The 17,606-nt window shown below is 59.2% G+C and carries 23 protein-coding genes; 9 read left to right on the top strand and 14 right to left on the bottom strand.

From position 1 onward, the window contains the following. Positions 1-41: 41 nt before the first annotated feature. The 3 genes from WMQ00_RS09890 to WMQ00_RS09900 are packed head-to-tail and all read right to left on the bottom strand — an operon-like array spanning position 42 to position 3,045. Complete coding sequence (locus WMQ00_RS09890) at positions 42-752, bottom strand: GNAT family N-acetyltransferase (protein WP_023021967.1); 711 nt, start codon at positions 750-752, stop codon at positions 42-44. After that, positions 752-2,062: a molybdotransferase-like divisome protein Glp gene (gene glp, locus WMQ00_RS09895; protein WP_023021968.1), complete on the bottom strand. Its 1,311-nt coding sequence runs from the start codon at positions 2,060-2,062 to the stop codon at positions 752-754. Before glp ends, WMQ00_RS09890 begins: the two co-directional genes overlap by 1 nt. A gap of 56 nt (positions 2,063-2,118) precedes the next feature. Beyond that, complete coding sequence (locus tag WMQ00_RS09900; protein ID WP_340440993.1) at positions 2,119-3,045, bottom strand: UTP--glucose-1-phosphate uridylyltransferase; 927 nt, start codon at positions 3,043-3,045, stop codon at positions 2,119-2,121. Between the two features lie 67 nt (positions 3,046-3,112). On the opposite strand from WMQ00_RS09900, the gene WMQ00_RS09905 reads away from it, so the two are divergent. The 3 genes from WMQ00_RS09905 (at position 3,113) to mscL (ending at position 5,023) form a co-directional block, all read left to right on the top strand. Next, positions 3,113-3,688: a 5-formyltetrahydrofolate cyclo-ligase gene (locus WMQ00_RS09905; RefSeq protein WP_023021970.1), complete on the top strand. Its 576-nt coding sequence runs from the start codon at positions 3,113-3,115 to the stop codon at positions 3,686-3,688. 48 nt (positions 3,689-3,736) lie between these two features. Beyond that, on the top strand, positions 3,737-4,417 hold the full coding sequence (locus WMQ00_RS09910) for an SAF domain-containing protein (RefSeq protein WP_023027832.1): 681 nt from the start codon (positions 3,737-3,739) through the stop codon (positions 4,415-4,417). A 111-nt stretch (positions 4,418-4,528) separates the two neighbouring features. Beyond that, on the top strand, positions 4,529-5,023 hold the full coding sequence (mscL, locus tag WMQ00_RS09915; RefSeq protein WP_023021972.1) for a large-conductance mechanosensitive channel protein MscL: 495 nt from the start codon (positions 4,529-4,531) through the stop codon (positions 5,021-5,023). Between the two features lie 125 nt (positions 5,024-5,148). Here the strand turns inward: mscL and WMQ00_RS09920 are convergent, their stop codons facing one another. From WMQ00_RS09920 to WMQ00_RS09950, 7 genes are all read right to left on the bottom strand, one after another. Next, the gene (locus WMQ00_RS09920) at positions 5,149-5,370 is read right to left on the bottom strand and encodes a hypothetical protein (protein WP_023021973.1); all 222 of its coding nucleotides are present in this window, start codon (positions 5,368-5,370) and stop codon (positions 5,149-5,151) included. A gap of 16 nt (positions 5,371-5,386) precedes the next feature. Continuing rightward, positions 5,387-5,995 carry a MogA/MoaB family molybdenum cofactor biosynthesis protein gene (locus tag WMQ00_RS09925; protein WP_023021974.1) on the bottom strand — a complete coding sequence of 203 codons (609 nt, stop codon included), beginning with the start codon at positions 5,993-5,995 and terminating at the stop codon, positions 5,387-5,389. A gap of 85 nt (positions 5,996-6,080) precedes the next feature. After that, complete coding sequence (locus WMQ00_RS09930; RefSeq protein WP_200287938.1) at positions 6,081-7,529, bottom strand: S1C family serine protease; 1,449 nt, start codon at positions 7,527-7,529, stop codon at positions 6,081-6,083. Between the two features lie 109 nt (positions 7,530-7,638). Then, positions 7,639-9,198 carry a HAMP domain-containing sensor histidine kinase gene (locus WMQ00_RS09935; RefSeq protein WP_023021976.1) on the bottom strand — a complete coding sequence of 520 codons (1,560 nt, stop codon included), beginning with the start codon at positions 9,196-9,198 and terminating at the stop codon, positions 7,639-7,641. Next, entirely contained in the window at positions 9,195-9,893 is a 699-nt protein-coding gene (locus WMQ00_RS09940) for a response regulator transcription factor (protein WP_023021977.1), read from the bottom strand. Before WMQ00_RS09940 ends, WMQ00_RS09935 begins: the two co-directional genes overlap by 4 nt. A 144-nt stretch (positions 9,894-10,037) precedes the next feature. Further along, entirely contained in the window at positions 10,038-10,211 is a 174-nt protein-coding gene (rpmF, locus tag WMQ00_RS09945) for a 50S ribosomal protein L32 (protein WP_005279913.1), read from the bottom strand. A gap of 15 nt (positions 10,212-10,226) precedes the next feature. Then, positions 10,227-10,496 (bottom strand): type B 50S ribosomal protein L31, encoded by a 270-nt coding sequence (locus WMQ00_RS09950; protein WP_005323793.1) that lies wholly within the window; start codon positions 10,494-10,496, stop codon positions 10,227-10,229. Positions 10,497-10,972: 476 nt separating this feature from the next. Here WMQ00_RS09950 and rpmB point away from each other — a divergent pair, with 476 nt between their 5' ends. The 6 genes from rpmB to WMQ00_RS09980 all read left to right on the top strand — a co-directional run bounded on the left by rpmB (position 10,973) and on the right by WMQ00_RS09980 (position 13,795). Beyond that, entirely contained in the window at positions 10,973-11,209 is a 237-nt protein-coding gene (gene rpmB / locus WMQ00_RS09955) for a 50S ribosomal protein L28 (protein ID WP_005279911.1), read from the top strand. Positions 11,210-11,211: 2 nt separating this feature from the next. Next, a complete protein-coding gene (gene rpmG, locus WMQ00_RS09960) occupies positions 11,212-11,376 on the top strand; it encodes a 50S ribosomal protein L33 (protein ID WP_005279910.1) in 165 nt (54 codons plus the stop codon). A gap of 3 nt (positions 11,377-11,379) precedes the next feature. Next, positions 11,380-11,685, top strand: coding sequence for a 30S ribosomal protein S14 (gene rpsN, locus WMQ00_RS09965; protein ID WP_005279906.1), 306 nt, complete (start codon positions 11,380-11,382; stop codon positions 11,683-11,685). Between the two features lie 15 nt (positions 11,686-11,700). Then, positions 11,701-11,955 (top strand): 30S ribosomal protein S18, encoded by a 255-nt coding sequence (gene rpsR / locus WMQ00_RS09970; RefSeq protein ID WP_005279904.1) that lies wholly within the window; start codon positions 11,701-11,703, stop codon positions 11,953-11,955. A 242-nt stretch (positions 11,956-12,197) separates the two neighbouring features. Next, positions 12,198-12,977, top strand: a complete 780-nt coding sequence (locus tag WMQ00_RS09975) for a putative nucleotidyltransferase substrate binding domain-containing protein (RefSeq protein ID WP_023021978.1) — start codon at positions 12,198-12,200, stop codon at positions 12,975-12,977. 101 nt (positions 12,978-13,078) lie between these two features. Then, the gene (locus WMQ00_RS09980) at positions 13,079-13,795 is read left to right on the top strand and encodes a TetR/AcrR family transcriptional regulator (protein ID WP_340440994.1); all 717 of its coding nucleotides are present in this window, start codon (positions 13,079-13,081) and stop codon (positions 13,793-13,795) included. A 7-nt stretch (positions 13,796-13,802) separates the two neighbouring features. Here the strand turns inward: WMQ00_RS09980 and WMQ00_RS09985 are convergent, their stop codons facing one another. Genes WMQ00_RS09985 through purN form a run of 4 tightly spaced genes read right to left on the bottom strand, consistent with a single transcriptional unit; the run spans position 13,803 to position 17,592 of the window. Further along, positions 13,803-14,435, bottom strand: coding sequence for a hypothetical protein (locus WMQ00_RS09985; protein ID WP_023021980.1), 633 nt, complete (start codon positions 14,433-14,435; stop codon positions 13,803-13,805). Positions 14,436-14,460: 25 nt separating this feature from the next. Next, complete coding sequence (locus WMQ00_RS09990; protein WP_200287942.1) at positions 14,461-15,408, bottom strand: hypothetical protein; 948 nt, start codon at positions 15,406-15,408, stop codon at positions 14,461-14,463. Positions 15,409-15,423: 15 nt separating this feature from the next. Next, entirely contained in the window at positions 15,424-16,956 is a 1,533-nt protein-coding gene (purH, locus tag WMQ00_RS09995; RefSeq protein WP_023021982.1) for a bifunctional phosphoribosylaminoimidazolecarboxamide formyltransferase/IMP cyclohydrolase, read from the bottom strand. Between the two features lie 27 nt (positions 16,957-16,983). Beyond that, positions 16,984-17,592 (bottom strand): phosphoribosylglycinamide formyltransferase, encoded by a 609-nt coding sequence (gene purN, locus WMQ00_RS10000; RefSeq protein ID WP_023021983.1) that lies wholly within the window; start codon positions 17,590-17,592, stop codon positions 16,984-16,986. Positions 17,593-17,606 lie beyond the last annotated feature (14 nt).

Raw genomic sequence — 17,606 nt, forward strand, 5'->3', positions numbered from 1 at the left:
GTGAAAATTGAGGTCGAAATCCCAGCAACTGTGGAGCTATTTCACGCCAACCGGCCAGCCTGGCGCAGGCGCTCGACAGCCGTGGAGGCATAGTCTTCTTTAACTAAAGCCACGTAATGGTGGTCCTGCCAGGCACCGTCTATATGCAAATTGCGACGCAAGTATCCCTCGTGTCGAAAGCCATTGGCGGCTAAGACGCGACCAGAGGCAGGATTGCTCTCTAGATAGGTAGCGGTCACCCGGTGTAGGCCCACCCGTCCAAAGGCGTGGTCCACGCCTAAGGCGGTGGCAGCCGTAGCCACCCCGGCGCCGTGGATAGCGGAATAAACCCAGTAACCAATCCAGCAATCGCGAATGCTGCCATGCTGAATATTCCCCAAGGTGATTTGGCCTACGAATTGGCCCTCCACTTCAATGACAAGTGGGACCACCAGTGCCTCACGGGCGGCGGTACGCAGGTACATCAGATGATTCCACCACGCCTGCTGGCTATGCGCCGCCGCCCAAGGTGCCGCTTGGGTCGGCTCGACCGAGCGGAGGAAGCTTTCATCTTCGATACGTTGGCGCCGCCACTCATGCCCATCAGATCGCAGCAGCGGCCGCAGGCGCATCCGCGCCCCCGAAGGGAAGACAGCGGAAGCGGGAAGCCTAACAAAAGGAGTAGATTCCGGCCATCCCGGATGCATGTCATCCGTGGGGCCGGTAGCGGGAAGGCGGAACCTATCCGCCGCAGTGCCGAAGGGATCGAGCATTAGCTACGCTGGGTCAAAAACAACACATCGACCACATCGCCCGGGCGGATTTCCGTTACCTCTTCCGGCACGCGAATCATGGCATTGGCCTCCGAAAGACCGGCCAATAGGTGCGCTGGGGCACCCGCGGCACCGCCCAGCCCTTCCACCAGATAATCCGCGGTTTCCGCATCGCGCATCAAACGAGCGCGGATGAAGCCGCGCCGGCCGGGGCGGGAATCGATGTGGTTCAGCGCGCGGGCACGCACCACACGGCGGTGCGCATTGCGTTTACCCAGTGCCAAGCGAATGAGCGGGCGGATATATACCTCGAAGACCACGAGCGCGGATACTGGATTAGACGGCAGCAAGAAGGTAGGAATGCGTTCCTCGCCCACCAGACCAAACCCCTGGACGGAGCCGGGATGCATGGCAACACGAGAGGTATCGATATCACCGAGGTCATCAAGAATCTCACGGATGGCCTCGGCGCCGGCTCCACCAACCGCACCGGAGATGACCAGGACCTCGCTGCGAGCGATGTGCTTTTCCAGCGCTTCGCGGATGCGGCGCGGCTCCCCCTCGGCAATGCCAACGCGATGCACCTCTGCCCCAGCCTCGCGAGCCGCGGCGGCGAGGGAATAAGAGTTGACGTCAAAGACTTGGCCCAGTGCCGGTTCTTGGTCCAAATCAACCAGTTCGCGGCCAAAGGAGATGATGGTGATGCGCGGGCGCGGATAGACCAATACCTTAGAGCGGCCAACTGCGGCCAGCAGGCCGATCTGGGCGGGGCCCAAAACCGTGCCGGAAGATACAGCCACATCGCCAGGTTGGATATCGTCGCCTACCCGGCGAACAAAGTCACCGGAGCGCACCGGGCGATGGGCGGTGACGCGCTTGCGGCCGCGGTCGGTCCACTCGAGGGGAAGGACGGCGTCGGCAAGCGTGGGCAAAGGCGCACCCGTATACACACGCACGGCTTGCTTGGGCTGCAGGCGCAACGGCTGCTTGGAGCCGGCCGGAACCTCGCCCACCACAGGCAAGGAACGCTCGACCTCCGGTTGCTGGGGTGCCTTCTCTTCTTCCCCCTCCGCAGCCTGCTCCTCCTGCTCCTTGGGACGGCGGAGCCTTAGGCCGCGCTCGCCTCCAATATCAACGGCGCGCACCGCATAGCCGTCGATGGCTGCCTGCGGAAAGCCCGGCAGGGGCTGGTTTGCTTGCACCTCCTCGGCGCACATTAACCCCAACGCGTTGGAAATACCGATGCGCACCGGCTCCGGCGTGTTCGCCGCATCCGTTACCAGCGCCAACTGGTCATCAACTGAACGCATAAGGTCTATGCCAGCCCTTTCTTCGCTTTCATGTCCTCTGCCCTTGGGAAATCTCCCTAGTTTAGGCCGTGCTCATCCTCATACTCGGCCACAATCTGCTTAATCGCTTTATACAGCGTGGGGCCATACTTTTCATCGCGCAGACCAAAATCCACATTGGCGGGGATATACCCACCGGGATTTCCCAAATCATGACGCTTTCCTTGGTGGACTACCACGTGCACGGGCTCGCCTTCCTCGATGAGGAGCTCGATGGCGTCGGTAAGCTGCAGCTCGCCGCCCTTGCCTGGCTTAATACGGCGGAGGGCATCAAAAATCTTGCGATCCAATAGGTAGCGACCGGTGGCCACGAGATTAGACGGGGCATCTTCCACCGCCGGCTTTTCCACCATGCCCACGACCTTCTTAACGCAGGGGGCATTGGTATCTTCTACGTCGAAGACGCCGTAGTTATAGGTCTGCTCGCGCGGGACCTCGAAGGCGCACAGCACGCTACCGCCCAAAGCCGCGCGCACGCGAGCCATGTCTGCCATGACGGTGGCAGGCAGCACGATGTCATCTGGAAGCATGACGGCAAAAGAATCCTCATCTTCGCCGAGTACCTCTTCTGCCAGGCCCACCGCGTGGCCCAAGCCCAGTGGCTTTTCCTGCTCCACCGCAACAGGGTGAATGAGCTGATTAGCGCGCTTAACCTTGGCAACCTGCTCGTCCTTGCCGCGGGATTCAAGGGTGTCTACCAGTTCTGGGAAAGCTTCGAAGTGGCGCATGACTTCTTGCTTATCGGGCGCGGTAATCACCGCAAGGCGGCGGGCGCCTACAGAGGCCGCCTCCTCTGCGATGAGTTCAATGCCGGGAGTATCAACAACGGGAAGCAGTTCTTTGGGAACCGTCTTGGTGGCGGGCAAAAATCGGGTGCCCATACCTGCCGCTGGAACTACAACCGTGGTGATTCCGCGGGCGGAATCTTCGCGTTCTATAGCCATGCGTAATAGCGTACAACGCCACATTATTTTCCCGTGCACCGCTACGCCGCGGGGTTATGATTAATTTATGACCTCTTCCATGACTGCTAAAAACGAGCTGCGGGCCCGCTTGGTCCAGGCCCGCCGCGAACTTTCCGCCGAAGACCACGACGCCTTTACTGCTGGCGTGCGTAAGCATCTCGAGTCCGAACTCACCGAGTCCATGACCGTGGCTGCCTACTGGCCTTTGGGTTCGGAGCCGGGCGGCGCCGATTTTGTGCCGTGGCTCAAGGAGCATGTCTCCCGCGTCCTCTTGCCAATTTCCGGCGAGAATGGCACGTTGACCTTTGCTGAATACCGCGGCAAAGAAGCAATGCACGAAAGCGCGATGGGTTTGAATGAGCCCCAAGGCCCAAGCTTTGATAGCAGCGTCCTGGCCGAGTGCGATCTGGTACTCGCCCCAGCCATGGCCGTAGACGCCAAGGGCAACCGCATGGGCAAAGGCGGCGGATACTATGACCGCGCACTAGAGCCACTTCCCCACGGCAAGCCACCGGTCTTCGCCATGGTCTACCCCACCGAGCTGCTAGATGAGCTACCTACCGAGGACCACGACCGCAAGGTCGATGCCGTCGTCACCGCCCACGGCATCACTCGCTTCTAGTTTCCGGGGTACGGGAACCATGAGCGGTTTTGGACAGTCTAAAAAAGTATGCCCACTTCTCATTTTCCCCGCCTCGTTGATACCCTCCGCACCCCTGGCCACCGCCGCGGCGTACTAGTGCGCCGCGCCATTGCGGTGGCCCTCCTTATTGCCGCGCTAGCCTCGGCCCTTTCGGCGGCCAAGGAGCTACCGCGCGTTCCCGTTTTTAGCCGCGATCTGCCGGCGGGAGCAGAGCTTGCGCTTGCCGACGTCGACCTAGCCCGGCTTCCTGCCTCCTCTATCCCCGATTCTACGCTAACGGAAAAGCCAGAAGAACTAAGTGGCCGCGTTATTACCGCCGCCGCCAACAAGGGCGAAGTGATTACCGGTGCTCGCCTTCTAGGAGAAGATCTTGTCTCCAGCTTGGTGGGTGGCACAGGGGCCGAGGCCGGGCGGATGATTCCGGTCAAACTTGCCGAGCCCGATATCATCCCCCATTTGCATCACGGCGACACCGTGGACGTGGTGACCGCAGTTGAGGCGGGGGCGGCCGCCGCAACCCCTACCGCACGCGTTATCGCCTCAGGCGGACGCGTGGTGTCTACCTCCAGCCCGGAAGGCGAGGCTTCCTCGTCGACCGTTTTACTCGCATTGCCCCAAGATCACGCTAATGATGTTGCCGCGGCGTCGTTAAGCCAGCCGCTCACGGTGGTCATAGTTGGTGATCGCGCTCACCCGCAGCAACACTAGACCTTTTCAGCCACAACAGTTGTGGTCGGTTACCGGCTCCATTAAGGTTTCGCAGTGTCCATGGTTTTTACCTACCGTTAGTTATTCCCAGAAAGGTTGGTGCTTATCACCATGCTCAAGGGCTTCAAAGACTTCATCATGCGTGGCAACGTCATCGAACTTGCCACCGCAGTCATCATCGGTTCTGCCTTTACCGCAATCGTCAAATCCATTACGGATTCTATTATCCAGCCGATCATTAACTCCCTCGGCTCCGCCGAGGTTGGGGCCGTTGGCTTCCAGATCACGGAGGCGAAAAACACCTTTGTGGACTTCGGCGCCGTCATCTCCGCGGCGATCAACTTCCTCATTATCGCCGCAGTAGTCTACTTCCTCATCGTGATGCCGATTAATAAGCTCACCGAGGCCGCTAAGCGCCGCCACGGTGTCGACCCTGAGGCTCCCGCCCCAACCTCCGAGGAGCTCCTGGCAGAAATCCGCGATCTGCTCGAAGCCCAGAATGTCTCCGATACGGACATCCCGGGAACCGGCACTAGCCGTTCCTCCCACGCCGCAGAGGACGCAGACTACGGTTCCACCGGCGGCGGCCGCCACCAGGCCAAGTAGCCTTTCGCTATACGCCTGTCGCTGTTCGCAGCACAAAGCCCGCGGTTTCGCTTCCGAGGAAGTAGGAACCGCGGGCTTTTATCTATCCCTTTACTGAGTGCGTGATTGCACTCTTCTCCTTCGCACTAGCCGCCATAGTGTGGGGGCTGGTTCTCGCGGTAGAACTGCTCATCGCGCTGACCAGACTCCCCTTCTGCTGCGGTGGCCGATTCCGCGTCATCAACGTTAACAATTCGATCCTCATCGACCCCGTGGGCAGCCGATGTGCCGGGCTTATCAGCACTACGGTCATAATCGGCAGCTTCCGATTGACGGAAGACTCTCCGACGATTTTTCCGGAACGTCATAGACTATGCCTTGTGATTACTGAACGCTGGATTGTTGCAGCTGCTCAATGAGGTGGTGCACCAGCGGTGCCAAGGTAGCCATGCCATCGCGAACCGCAGCGCGCGACGAGGCAAGGTTGACCACTACAGTCGAACCAGAAACGCCCGACAAGCCGCGGGACGTGCAAGCATCCACCGCGCCACAGGCTTGACCGGAAGAACGCAGCGCCTGGGCCACGCCCGGAACCATCTTGTCAATGACGGAGCGGGTAGCCTCCGGGGTCTTGTCGCGCGGGCCTACACCGGTGCCGCCTACGGTCAGCACCAAATCCACGCCACCGACCACGGCGGTCTCAATGGCCTGGCGAATCTTGGACTTCTTGGAACGCACCACGATGGCGCCATCGACACGGAAGTTAGCTTCCGCGAGCAACTCACTGACCAACTGAGAGGTGCTATCGGATTGCTCCCCAGGGTGATCAGTGACAATAACGATGAGAGCACGGCGTGGCGCGGCTAGGCTATCCTCCTGCTCGCTCGCTAGCAGGAAGGCATCATCGGGTTCGGCAACATCCATCAAGGAATCGTGCTTGCCTTCGCCTTCCGGTTGCGCGGAGTCGGTCAAGTCCTGCTGCAAATCTGGCATTATTCTCCTTAATTTAAGGCAGTAGGGCCTTTCGGCGGTGTGAGGTACGGTGCATTCAGCACCTAATGAGGTCTTGCACAGTAATTTACTCGCCTGAGAGGGTTACCTCTACCTGACGAGACTCATCCGAGTCTTCGCGTGTAACCTCCAAGGTCACTGTCGCGCCAAAATCTTGCGACCGCGCCGCCGCAATCAGGGCATCGGCATTCTCGATCAAGCGATCATTGACGCGGGTGACGATGTCACCTTCCTTCAGGCCCGCCTTATCTGCTGGGCCACCTGGCTCAACCCCGGCGATACGGGCACCATTGCCGTCGTCACGCGCCAGCACCTTCACGCCTAGGGTCGGGTGAGTGACCTTGCCATCATTAATGAGCTCGTCCGCCATGCGCTTGGCAAAGTTCGACGGGATGGCGAAGCCCAGTCCGATGGATCCGCCCTCCCCGGTGGAATTACTGGACAGCGAAGCAATCATGGAGTTCATGCCCACGATATTTCCGTCCCGGTCCACCAGTGGACCGCCGGAGTTGCCCGGGTTGACCGCGGCATCAGTCTGAATGGCGTCAATCAAGGAAGACTCGCCGCCTTCTTGGGAGGCGCGCACTGGGCGGTTTTTGGCAGAAACGATACCGGAAGTCACGGTCGCATTAAGGCCCAGAGGAGAGCCCACGGCCACAACCTCCTGTCCCACGGCGACGGAATCAGAATCACCGAACTGCAAGAACGGCAGGTCTTTGACATCCTTTATCTTCACAATGGCCACGTCAGTATTCGCATCGGAAGCCACCACGTCAGCATCATGCTTGCTGCCGTCGTTCATGGTCACCTGCATCATGCCGCCGTGCTCAGCGCCTGCAACCACGTGGTAATTGGTCAGCACGTAGCCGTCCGGGGAGATAACGGAACCGGAGCCTTCTGCCCCGCCCGTCCGGGTCATCGTCTGGATAGAAACCACCGCCGGCAAAACCTTGGAGGCTACCTCTTCAACGGAGCCCTTTTCTGGTTCTTTGCCGGTGCTGTTATTGGCCGGCTGGGCCTTGAGCGCCTCATTGACCACTGACGTATCGTTGTTGCCTCCCCCAGAATTCATACCGACCACGGCTCCAGCGATTGAACCCGCGGCGATTGCGGCTACGGCAGCCAAGGCAGTTGCGGCGCCGAGGCCAATCTTTTTCTTTTGTTCCGGTTGCGGGGGCAGCGGGGTGACCATCGGACCTTCCTGGCCCTGAGTATTAAAGCTTTGGGTCTGCGGGCCCTGCGGGTACGGCGCCTGTGAACCTAGCGCGCTGGGATCAGCTCCTTCTGCACCGCCGCGTGGTTGATTCCAGCCTTGTGAATACGAGCCAGTCCCATATTCCTGCGCGTCGGCGTCGCTGCTATAGGGGCCGGCGGTGCCAGCGTTTGGGTTTGGCTGCCCGATGTCTCCAAAGTTCGGACCACCGTGTACCGGCTCGGCCTTACCCGGCCCTTCTTGGGACGCTCCCTCCGGGAAGGAACCATCAAAGCCGCGGTAATCGTCATTCCTCATGTTCATGAGAAAACTATGCCTCACTTCGCTTAGTCAAGACTGTTACTGATCTGCCAACCTACTAGGAATTCCTGAAAGGTAGCTGTATGCGATCACCAGTATAAAAGGCCGCAGCCTACCCTTGGTTAAACCAGCGTTGAGCAAAGATTTCACCGCGATCGCTGGAATCTTCATTGCCGCCCGGCTGCCCCTCATGCGGTTCTGCCAAACCATCGACAAAGATTTCTCCGGACACGGGCTTGCCCGGCAGGACTACTTCCATGCGCGTGCCACCATCATTAGACTCACGGATCTTAATCGTGCCGTCGTGGCGCTCAATCACCGATTTCACGATAGCCAGGCCCAAACCAGAGCCAGGCATAGAACGCGCCTCTGCCGAACGGTAGAAGCGCTCGAAAACCTTCTCCCGCTCCTCCGGCGCAATGCCCGGACCGGAGTCATCAAAGCGCAAGCGCACCTCGTGGGAAGATAGCTGTTCCATGGACACGCGTACCGTGCCAGTAGCCGGCGACCACTTAGCCGCATTGTCCATCAGATTCAACGTAGCGCGGCCCAATGCGAAGGGGTCACCATCCAGCTCCCACGGGATAAAGCGCACCAGAAATTCCACGTCCGGGCGGCGGCGACGGGCACGCTCTAAGGAAGACATCATGACCTCGCACAGGTCCACCGGTTCCGGTTCTCGTTCGTTGCCATCCTCACGCGCCAAGTCAACGAGGTCACCAATCAAGGTGGAGAGTTCGTTCATCTGGGACATGACGTCATCTTCAAGGTCCTTGCGGTCCTCATCGCTCATGCCAAAGCCGCCACCGGCGCGATTAAGCATCATCAAAAGCTCAATATTGGTACGCATTGAGGTCAACGGCGTCTTCAGCTCGTGCCCGGCATCGGCGACGAACTGGGCCTGCTGCGACCGAGACTCTTGCAGAGCTTCCAGCATCTGGTTAAAGGATGTGGTCAGCTGAGCCATCTCGTCATTATTGGATACTTCGATGGGGCGCAGATCATTGGTCTGCGTCACGTAATCCACTGCGCGTTTCAAGCGCGCAATGGGTTGCATGCCGGTTTTGGACACGATGAGACCAGCAAAGATGGCGAGCAAAATGCCAAGCGCAACAATAATCAGCAAAACTGTGCCGAGGATGGCGATGAATTCTTGGGTCGGAGCCAGAGATTGCGCAACGATAACGGTAGAGCCTAGATCGTGGCGTTTGGCCAGAACACGTTCGCCGCCGACCGTACGCACGGAGGTGTCTGTATAGTCTTCCGTCCGATGGAAGTCTCCACCGAGGGGAATAGTATCGCCATAGGACAAGCTCGTTGAGGGCGGCGATAAGGAAACGCGCGTATCAGGGTTATAGGACTTAAATTCTTCAATTTCCTGATCCACGTTGTCGATAAACCGCGGGTCCTGGCTCTTGCGCAACAAGGCATCCGCTTTGGCCTCCAAGCGGTCATCTACGGAGGCAGTCAGGGACATAGATACTACCCAGTACGTTGCCAAGGTCATTACGGCAACGGCTACGGCCACCACAAGGCCAGTAACAGTAGCAAGGCGCCACCGCAGTGGCGCCCGTGAAGCCCAGCTCCCTTGACTTTCAGAGAACTCAGTAAGAGGTGTGGGCTGTGCTTTCCCGGAAGCCACTGCAGGGGAAGCGGGCTTCCTTAAGATCACGGATGAGACTCCCTCAAGACATAACCAACGCCACGGACAGTGTGGATAAGACGCGAGTCGCCGTCTCCCTCCGTCTTCTTACGTAGGTAGCCAATATAGACCTCGAGCGCATTGCCAGAGGTAGGGAAATCATAGCCCCATACCTCCTCCAGAATCTTGCTACGAGAAAGCACCTTGCGGGGATTTTCCATAAGGAGCTGCAGTAGGGAAAATTCGGTACGCGTCAAAGAAATTGAGCGGCCACCGCGGCTTACTTCACGAGTATCAGCGTCGAGTTCTAGGTCTTCGAAGCTAAGCTTGCTCTCCACCGGAGCCTCAGCAGCGATGGAATCTGCGGAAGCGCGGCGAACCAAGGAACGCACGCGCGCCAAGAGCTCTTCCAGTGCGAATGGCTTTGGCAAGTAATCATCGGCGCCAGCATCGAGACCAGCTACGCGGTCCGATACGCCATCGCGCGCGGTCAGCACGAGAATCGGACGGTCCCAGCCTTCGCTACGCAGGGTGCGGCACACCTCAAGTCCATCCATGTTTGGCATCATGACGTCCAGAATCAGCAATTCTGGATTCTCAGAGCGCACCGCCTCCACTGCCTCTAAGCCGTCGCTAGCAGTCAGCACATCGTAGCCGTTGAAACGTAGGGAACGGCGTAGCGATTCACGGACGGGTTGTTCATCATCCACCACAAGGATTTTCATGATCCTAATTATTACTGATGAAACGCAACTTCATGAAGTTATGAGAAATATTTACCCCCATAGCCCCCCAAATAATACTTAAGGTAGCAAAAATCCCCGCTCAACCCTCCTACAGAGAGCGAACGGGGAAAGTGCGAAACGAGCTTAGAACTGCTCTACGTCAACCAGGCCCAGCTTGGCAGCCTTGACCAAGCGGCGCGGGATGCGGACGGTCTGTCCGTCGATGGTGACTTCCTGGAGGGCCACGTTGTCAGCCTTCCACTGGGAACGACGTGCGTGGGTGTTCGCACGGGACTTCTTAAACTTAGGAGTTGCCATTTTCTATTCTCCTCCTTACGCGTTCTTCTTCTTACGGCGAGCCATGCCACCGAAGCGCTGGTTGAAGCGCTCGACGCGGCCGGCGGTATCCATAACGCGCTGTGCACCAGTCCAGAACGGGTGGGACTCAGCGGTAACGTCAACAACGATCAGTGGGTACTCGTTGCCATCTTCCCACTCCACGGTGCGGTCGGAGGAAGCGGTGGACTTAGTCAAAAAGGAGTGACCGGTACCAGCATCACGGAAGACTACCGGGTGGTAATCCGGGTGAATATCTTTCTTCATATATATTCCCTCAGGGTTGGACTACAGGTCGGTTCCACCCACTTATGGAGCGGATCGTGCCCGAGTTGGGACGTACAAATTTCACTCTGCTAACCGCGTGCCGTGCGGCACGGGTCAACAACCTGAATTATCCTACAGTCAACTACCCCAGATGCGAAATCCCCTTCCCGCTCCGACCACTCATTTCACACCAGTTTCTTGTATTACGCATGGCGGCACGCCACAGCCAAATGCCACCCCAAAACCACAAACAGCCCCACTAACCACAGCAAGGTAGCGATTAGGTAATTCGCGCCCAAGGCTGTAAGATTTTCCCTTGCTGTTGTCAAAATATACGTTTTACGCCCCGTCTACTGGCGTTCGACGATGGCGCCGCACCCGCTCACACCTCACTTTTGAGCACTGCCACCCTCACTCGGCAGTCGGCGTTTCATTGTCCATAGCCATGATGTGGGCGGCTAGGAGAAAGAAGACCCATGTCGGCTATTTGCCAGGTAACGGGCCGCAAGCCGGAATTCGGCAAGCAGGTCTCGCACTCGCACCGCCGCACTTCGCGCCGTTGGAACCCCAACGTGCAGCGTCGTCGCTACTACCTGCCCTCTGAGGGCCGTACCATCACCCTGAATGTTTCCACCAAGGGCATGAAGATCATCGACCGCGATGGCATCGAGTCCGTTGTGGCTAAGATTCGCGCACGTGGGGAGAAGATTTAAGTATGGCACGTAACGATATCCGCCCAATCATTAAGCTGAAGTCCACTGCGGGCACCGGTTACACCTACGTGACCCGTAAGAACAAGCGCAACAACCCGGATCGCATCACCTTGAAGAAGTTCGATCCGATTGCCCGCAAGCACGTCGAATTCCGCGAGGAGCGATAATCAATGGCTAAGAAGTCCAAGATCGCTAAGAACGAGCAGCGCAAGGAAATCGTCGCCCGCTATGCGGAGCGTCGCGCTGAGCTCAAGAAGATCATCAAGAACCCGAACACCCCGGATGAGGAGCGCCTGGAGGCTCAGTTCGAGCTGAACCGCCAGCCTCGTGACGCTTCCCCAGCCCGCGTACGTAACCGTGACGCTGCCGATGGCCGCCCACGCGGTTACCTCCGCAAGTTCGGCCTGTCCCGTGTCCGTATGCGCGGCATGGCTCACCGTGGTGAGCTGCCGGGCGTTCGTAAGTCCAGCTGGTAAAGGGGTAATTGCACAATGGCTAATAAGCGCAATAACCAAAAGAAGTTCCGTATGGAGCAGAGCCGTCGCCCGAAGAAGAACCCTTTGAAGGCTGAGGGCATCGAGAAGGTGGACTACAAGGACACCAAGACTCTGCGTCTGTTCATCTCGGATCGTCACAAGATTCGTTCCCGTCGCGTCACCGGTCTGACCCCGCAGCAGCAGCGTCAGGTTGCTACCGCAGTCAAGAACGCACGCGAAATGGCTCTCCTGCCGTTCACCACCCGCTAAACAGTAGCTGGGTATCAACAGCGCACTTTTGCCGCTGGCAAGTGTGACACGGTAAAAGATCCATAGACTATCGCCGCCTCCCTCCTCGAGGGCAGGCGGCGATAGTCGTTTTCTCCCTCTTACTCCCGCCTTTGCACCCAGATATTCAGCCCACGCGGCCAAGGTGTTAGATTTAAAGCATTCGTGCGCCCCGCAGCCGCTGGGGGAAGCACCGGCTTCGCACTAGTGAAAGGCAGTGAGCAATGGCCCTACACCAATCCCTACTCGATCTCTCCGAGCTTGCCCCGCACTGCCAGTCCCGCGCTACGGCCCGCGGGCTGCTCGCAGAGGCCCAAGATATCTTGCGCAATGCGGTCGCTCACCAAGATAATGAGATTGAATTGGCTCACTGGTATTCCCACTTGTTGGTAGATATCGTTCGCTCCCCTGGGGTCAACTCACCGGTACGCCTTACCGGTGCTGCCGCTCGGGGCGACCAGCTGCCATCTATGCCTGTGGAGTGGATTGGCCAGGACTCCGATCTCCAGGAAGTCTTTTCTGATGTCGGCCTCCAGGCTCACGAGGCCGCCGATTCGATTGCCTCGCGCGTCGATGCCGGCCTCCCCCTAGGAAACGGCGGCGAACAAGCACTCCTGGAAGAAGCTTTGACCAAGCGCCCGCCTACTCTGAAAATGGTGGACGGCCTGCCGGACCGAGATGCAGCTGTGGACATCAAGGCGACACTGCTCTCCCCCATTGCAGCTATCGCTCGCTGGGCAGCGCCGGGGCCTCGCCCGACGGTAGATCGCCTGGCGATTGGCGTTGAGCGCGCTGTCCTCACCGCCACCGACGCAGAGTCTTTGGATCTAGCGTGGCGTACCGGCTATGCATTAGAGTTGCGCCGTTGGTACGAGCGCGTCAGTGACCGCCCAGCCACGCTGCGGGATCTTCCGCCGTTGGACCGCACTGCTTATGGCTCGGCGTGCCGTATTGTCTCGGCCGTATTTGAGTCCATTACCCAGCAGACAGAAGAATATAAATAGTCCCTAAGGTGCGGATTCGGAAGCAGTACCTAGTCGGGCATAAGATTGTACAGTTGGTAATTAAAAGCAATTTCTTCTTGTGAAAGGAGGCGTCCCACCGCATGGCAGGCACTGTCGGTAGGCCGCGTAAACACAGCCCGCGGCGCAGGGGAAACAGCGCCCGAGAGGAGATCTTGGACGCCTCCTCCGAGCTTTTCACTACTCAAGGGTTTGCTACTACATCCACGCACCAGATTGCAGATGCGGTTGGCATCCGCCAGGCCTCGCTGTATTACCATTTCCCGTCCAAGACGGAGATTTTCCTTACGCTGCTCAATTCCACCATCGAACCATCCTTGGAGTTGGCCGATGAGTTGGCCGGCTCTGATGCCGATCCGGCTCAACGCCTGTGGTCTTTGGTCGCCGCGGAATCACGTCTACTGCTCACCAGCGGCTGGAACGTGGGACGCCTATATCAACTGCCGGTGGCTAATTCTCCGGAGTTTTCCGAATACCACGAATCGCGCGACCGCCTGCAGAATCATTTCCGCTCTACCGCCGCCGCCATTGTGGGCGAGGAGGATCCCCGAGTGGAGCTTCCCTTCCACATTGCGCTATCCGTCATCGAAATGCGCCCCAATAACGGCACCCCTCCGTTCGATGCTTCCCAGTCGGTACCAGAGACTGCAGCCATGCTTGCCGACGCCGCCTTAGCCGTCCTCGGCGCCTCCGTTCCCGATAACGCCGAGGAAACCACCCTCGAGCTATTGAAGAATCGCAACGACTCCATCTCTGCGGCCGCCGCCGCAGCAGCCGACCGCAAGAAGAAGTCGCGCTAACCCCTCACTAGCGCTGCCACGACTCCGTGAACTCTCCCGTGGCAGCCAATCCGCCTCCCTCGCGCACGCTGACGCCGCTCGGGGTCACCACGATAATCGAGGGATCCGCATTGACGTAGTAGTTATTCCCGTCTTGGGTAACGTCGTCCGTTTGGAACTGACCATCAAACATCGACGAGCGATAGAATTTGACTCCACCGCCGGTTTCACAAATGATGACCCTGCCGTCGGGACCAGAGCCGGCGAACAAGGCACGCTCAAAGCGCTGACAGTCGGCGTAGCCGCCATCCAGCCATCCGTACTCGTTGAAGTTGGAAATGTAGTTACCCACACCACTCTTCTGACCCCCGCCGGAAGAGGAAGGTAACTCCTGCTTTTCTGTCTGCGTGACCGTAACTACCGGTGGCTCCTCGGGGGTTTCCTCATCTTTCGTTGCGGTCTCTTGCGCAGCCGTGGTTTCCTCGCCACTCTTCTCTTCTTTATCGGCGTTGTCGACCGTGGTCATTCCACTACCCTGGCCTTTAAAGCTAGGGGCAGCTTCATCCTTGGCGTTGCTGCAGCCGCTGAGCGCGAGGCTGGCGGCCACGAGTGGGACGAACCCCGCGGCGATAAGCGGGCGGAGGCGAGAGCGATAAGACATTAGCTTTCCTTTCTAGTGCTAGGACTTAGCAGGCCGAGCTGGGCCACTGCGTATTGGCTTGAGCGAGGTCTTCGGCAATGGATGTAAGGACCGCCTGGGTGGAGGCGTACTGCCCATCAGGAGACGAGGCAATTAATGCTACGGCGACATCGTGCCCGCCCAACCGGACGATACCCATCTGGCGCACATCGTAAGCACCAGCGGGGTTCGGCCCCCAGCCGCCCTTCATCAAGGCGCCCGGCTGGGTGCGTAGGCCATAGCTTTGTGCAGGATCGGCGACTCCCATGGCGTCTATAATCGGCTGAGCTCCGGCCACGCAGCGCAACCCAGCCATAAACTTAGCCTGGTTGCCCACGCTCCACATGGTTTGACCAAAGGCCGTAAATTCAGGGCGGGTGACCTGGGATTGGACTTGGGTGGCGGTATCGCCTGCCTCCGCAATAACGCTTTGGGCGGCGTGTGCGGCCACGGTCGGCTCCCCTAATGCTGCCCACGCGGCCTTGGCGGCCTCGTTATCGGAGTAAGTAATTGCAGAGGACACCAGCTGGCTATCGGCAACACCCGTACGATGCGCCGCAATAAGCACGGGCACCTTGGAGGTTGACCACGCGGCTTCGGGAGCGGTGCGCCCAGCCTCGACGGTAGAGGTGCCATCGGAGACCGCAATGCCCACATTTCCGTGTTCTGCCACAATGCGATCAAGTACGGCTTGAACGTCATCGGCAGGGGCTGCGACCGGAGGTTCCGTGGAGTCGGACGGGGCGCGCTCGGCAGCAGGGGCTGCGGATGAGGACGCAGTCGTTGCAGACGTGGTCTCTCCGTACAAGGGATCGGCCGTGCCGCGTGCCTCGGTATTGACAAAAGTAGGGGAATTATCCGCTGCATCCTCAGCGCTTGCGCACGCGCCCAGGGAGAGTGCGCAGGCGCTGAGGGCAGCTGCCGGGCCCCAGGCCCGGCGGATAGGGAACGTCATGAAAACTAGCTTAGGCTAGTGGGCGAAGTGGCGGGTGCCAGTCAGGTACAGCGTAACGCCGGCTTCCTTGGCCGCTGCAATGACTTCCTCGTCACGGATGGAGCCGCCGGGCTGGACTACGGCCTTCACGCCGGCGTCGAGAAGCACCTGCAAGCCATCGGCGAATGGGAAGAAGGCGTCGGAAGCTGCGAAAGAGCCCTTGGTGCGGTTGGCGCCATCGGCCAGGGTATTGGCGCGCTCGACGGCGAGCTTGGCAGAGTCAACGCGGTTGACCTGGCCCATGCCCACGCCCACAGTGGCATTGTCCTTAGCCAGCAAAATCGCATTAGATTTCACCGCGCGCACGGCGCGCCAGGCGAACTCGAGCTCAGCCATATCGGACTCGTTGAGGGCCTCACCTGCGGCCAGGGTCCAGTTTGCTGGGTCATCGCCCTCGGCCTGGTAGGTATCTGGCTCTTGAGTGAGCACGCCGCCGGAGATGTACTTGCGCTCTTCGTGCTGGTCTTCGTGTTCTGCTTGCAGCACGCGCAGGTTCTTCTTGGCCTTGAGGACTTCGATGGCGCCGTCCTCGTAGGAAGGAGCGACGATGACCTCGGTAAAGATTTCCTTGACCTGCTCGGCCATCTCCACGGTGACCTCGCGGTTGACGGCGATGACGCCGCCGAAGGCGGACATCGGGTCACACGCATGCGCCGCGCGGTGGGCGGCGGCGATGGACTCTTCAGAAACGGCAATGCCACAAGGATTGGTGTGCTTAATAATTGCAACGCAGGGGCGCTCGTGGTCCCAAGCGGCGCGCCAGGCGGCATCCGCATCCTGGTAGTTGTTGTAGCTCATCTCCTTGCCGTTGAACTGGGTGGCATTGGCAAGGCCCGTAGAACCGATGCGGGTGATGGTGGCCTTTTGGTGGGAGTTTTCGCCATAGCGCAGCGGGGTGGTTTGGCCTTCCTCGCTCAGCTGGTCCACAAACCAGGCGGAGACGGCCGCATCATAATCCGCGGTATGCAGGAAGGCGTCGCGGGCCAAGCCGCGGCGCTGCTCTAGAGTAAAGCCCCCGTTGTTGATGGCCTCCACAGCCTCGTCATAACGGGAGGGATCTACTACCACGGCAACAGACGGGTGATTCTTAGCGGCCGCGCGCACCATAGACGGGCCGCCGATATCGATCTGTTCCACGCAGCCATCGAAGTCCGCGCCAGAAGCGACGGTCTCGCGGAAGGGGTACAGGTTGACCACGACGAGCTGGAAAGGCTCTACCTCGAGCTCGGCGAGCTGGTTGAGGTGTTCTTCCTTGCGGGTATCGGCCAGGATGCCGGCGTGAACGCGCGGGTGCAGCGTCTTGACGCGGCCTTCCAAGCACTCTGGGAAGCCGGTGAGCTTTTCTACCGGAGTGACCTCGATGCCTAGGTCCGCGATCTTCTTCGCGGTGGAGCCGGTGGAGACGATTTCTACGCCTGCCTTATCGAGGGCGCGGGCCAGATCCTCCAGCCCGGTCTTGTCGTACACGCTGATAAGAGCGCGCTTTACCTGCTTGCGGTCTTCGCTCATGAGGAGGATTAAGCCTTTCGAAAAGTCTTAGTCTGCGAGTTGAATAATAAGTTCCTCATTGTGGACGTCTGCTGCGCGCAGCACCTCCACGATGAGATCGCGCTCTACTTGTTTGATGCGCTCGTGGAGAGTGGACTCATCATCGTCCGCCATGATGGCTACGGATCGCTGCGCGATGATGGGTCCGGTATCCACTCCCGAATCCACAAAATGGACGGTAGAGCCGGTGATCTTCACGCCATAGTCTAGGGCGTCGCGCACGGCGTGCGCTCCCTTGAAAGCTGGCAGCAGCGCCGGGTGGGTATTGATGGTGCGGCCTTCGAAGCGGTCAAGAAATTCCTTTCCCAGGATCTTCATAAAGCCCGCAGAAACAACAACGTCTGGCTGCGCAGCATCTACTGCGTCAACCAGACGTTGATTCCATTCGGCGCGATCGGCACCTAGCGCCACGACCTCGGTATCGATCCCGTGGTCCTGTGCGCGCGAAATACCGTGGCATTCCTTATCCGCCACCACCTTCACCACTTGGTAGTGCCCTGCTTGGGCATCCACGATGGCTTGCAGCAGTGAACCCGTTCCAGAAACGAGCACCACCACTCGGAGGCGTTCAGGGTCAGCGGTATAGCGCGGAGGCATCGGTGAAGTCACGC

This window comes from Corynebacterium sp. KPL2825 (assembly GCF_037908445.1).
Classification (GTDB): Bacteria; Actinomycetota; Actinomycetes; order Mycobacteriales; family Mycobacteriaceae; genus Corynebacterium; species Corynebacterium kefirresidentii.

Excerpts from the sequence above, each read along its gene's own strand:
- WMQ00_RS09920 (WP_023021973.1), bottom strand. The coding sequence starts at position 5,370 with ATGACGTTCCGGAAAAATCGTCGGAGAGTCTTCCGTCAATCGGAAGCT.
- WMQ00_RS09975 (WP_023021978.1), top strand. The coding sequence starts at position 12,198 with ATGGCCCTACACCAATCCCTACTCGATCTCTCCGAGCTTGCCCCGCAC.
- rpmF (WP_005279913.1), bottom strand. The coding sequence starts at position 10,211 with ATGGCAACTCCTAAGTTTAAGAAGTCCCGTGCGAACACCCACGCACGT.
- purN (WP_023021983.1), bottom strand. The coding sequence starts at position 17,592 with ATGCCTCCGCGCTATACCGCTGACCCTGAACGCCTCCGAGTGGTGGTG.
- WMQ00_RS09905 (WP_023021970.1), top strand. The coding sequence starts at position 3,113 with ATGACCTCTTCCATGACTGCTAAAAACGAGCTGCGGGCCCGCTTGGTC.
- WMQ00_RS09890 (WP_023021967.1), bottom strand. The coding sequence starts at position 752 with ATGCTCGATCCCTTCGGCACTGCGGCGGATAGGTTCCGCCTTCCCGCT.
- WMQ00_RS09985 (WP_023021980.1), bottom strand. The coding sequence starts at position 14,435 with ATGTCTTATCGCTCTCGCCTCCGCCCGCTTATCGCCGCGGGGTTCGTC.
- WMQ00_RS09980 (WP_340440994.1), top strand. The coding sequence starts at position 13,079 with ATGGCAGGCACTGTCGGTAGGCCGCGTAAACACAGCCCGCGGCGCAGG.
- rpmG (WP_005279910.1), top strand. The coding sequence starts at position 11,212 with ATGGCACGTAACGATATCCGCCCAATCATTAAGCTGAAGTCCACTGCG.
- mscL (WP_023021972.1), top strand. The coding sequence starts at position 4,529 with ATGCTCAAGGGCTTCAAAGACTTCATCATGCGTGGCAACGTCATCGAA.
- rpsN (WP_005279906.1), top strand. The coding sequence starts at position 11,380 with ATGGCTAAGAAGTCCAAGATCGCTAAGAACGAGCAGCGCAAGGAAATC.
- glp (WP_023021968.1), bottom strand. The coding sequence starts at position 2,062 with ATGCGTTCAGTTGATGACCAGTTGGCGCTGGTAACGGATGCGGCGAAC.
- WMQ00_RS09930 (WP_200287938.1), bottom strand. The coding sequence starts at position 7,529 with ATGAACATGAGGAATGACGATTACCGCGGCTTTGATGGTTCCTTCCCG.
- WMQ00_RS09950 (WP_005323793.1), bottom strand. The coding sequence starts at position 10,496 with ATGAAGAAAGATATTCACCCGGATTACCACCCGGTAGTCTTCCGTGAT.
- WMQ00_RS09925 (WP_023021974.1), bottom strand. The coding sequence starts at position 5,995 with ATGCCAGATTTGCAGCAGGACTTGACCGACTCCGCGCAACCGGAAGGC.
- rpmB (WP_005279911.1), top strand. The coding sequence starts at position 10,973 with ATGTCGGCTATTTGCCAGGTAACGGGCCGCAAGCCGGAATTCGGCAAG.
- rpsR (WP_005279904.1), top strand. The coding sequence starts at position 11,701 with ATGGCTAATAAGCGCAATAACCAAAAGAAGTTCCGTATGGAGCAGAGC.
- WMQ00_RS09990 (WP_200287942.1), bottom strand. The coding sequence starts at position 15,408 with ATGACGTTCCCTATCCGCCGGGCCTGGGGCCCGGCAGCTGCCCTCAGC.
- WMQ00_RS09910 (WP_023027832.1), top strand. The coding sequence starts at position 3,737 with ATGCCCACTTCTCATTTTCCCCGCCTCGTTGATACCCTCCGCACCCCT.
- WMQ00_RS09900 (WP_340440993.1), bottom strand. The coding sequence starts at position 3,045 with ATGGCTATAGAACGCGAAGATTCCGCCCGCGGAATCACCACGGTTGTA.
- WMQ00_RS09940 (WP_023021977.1), bottom strand. The coding sequence starts at position 9,893 with ATGAAAATCCTTGTGGTGGATGATGAACAACCCGTCCGTGAATCGCTA.
- purH (WP_023021982.1), bottom strand. The coding sequence starts at position 16,956 with ATGAGCGAAGACCGCAAGCAGGTAAAGCGCGCTCTTATCAGCGTGTAC.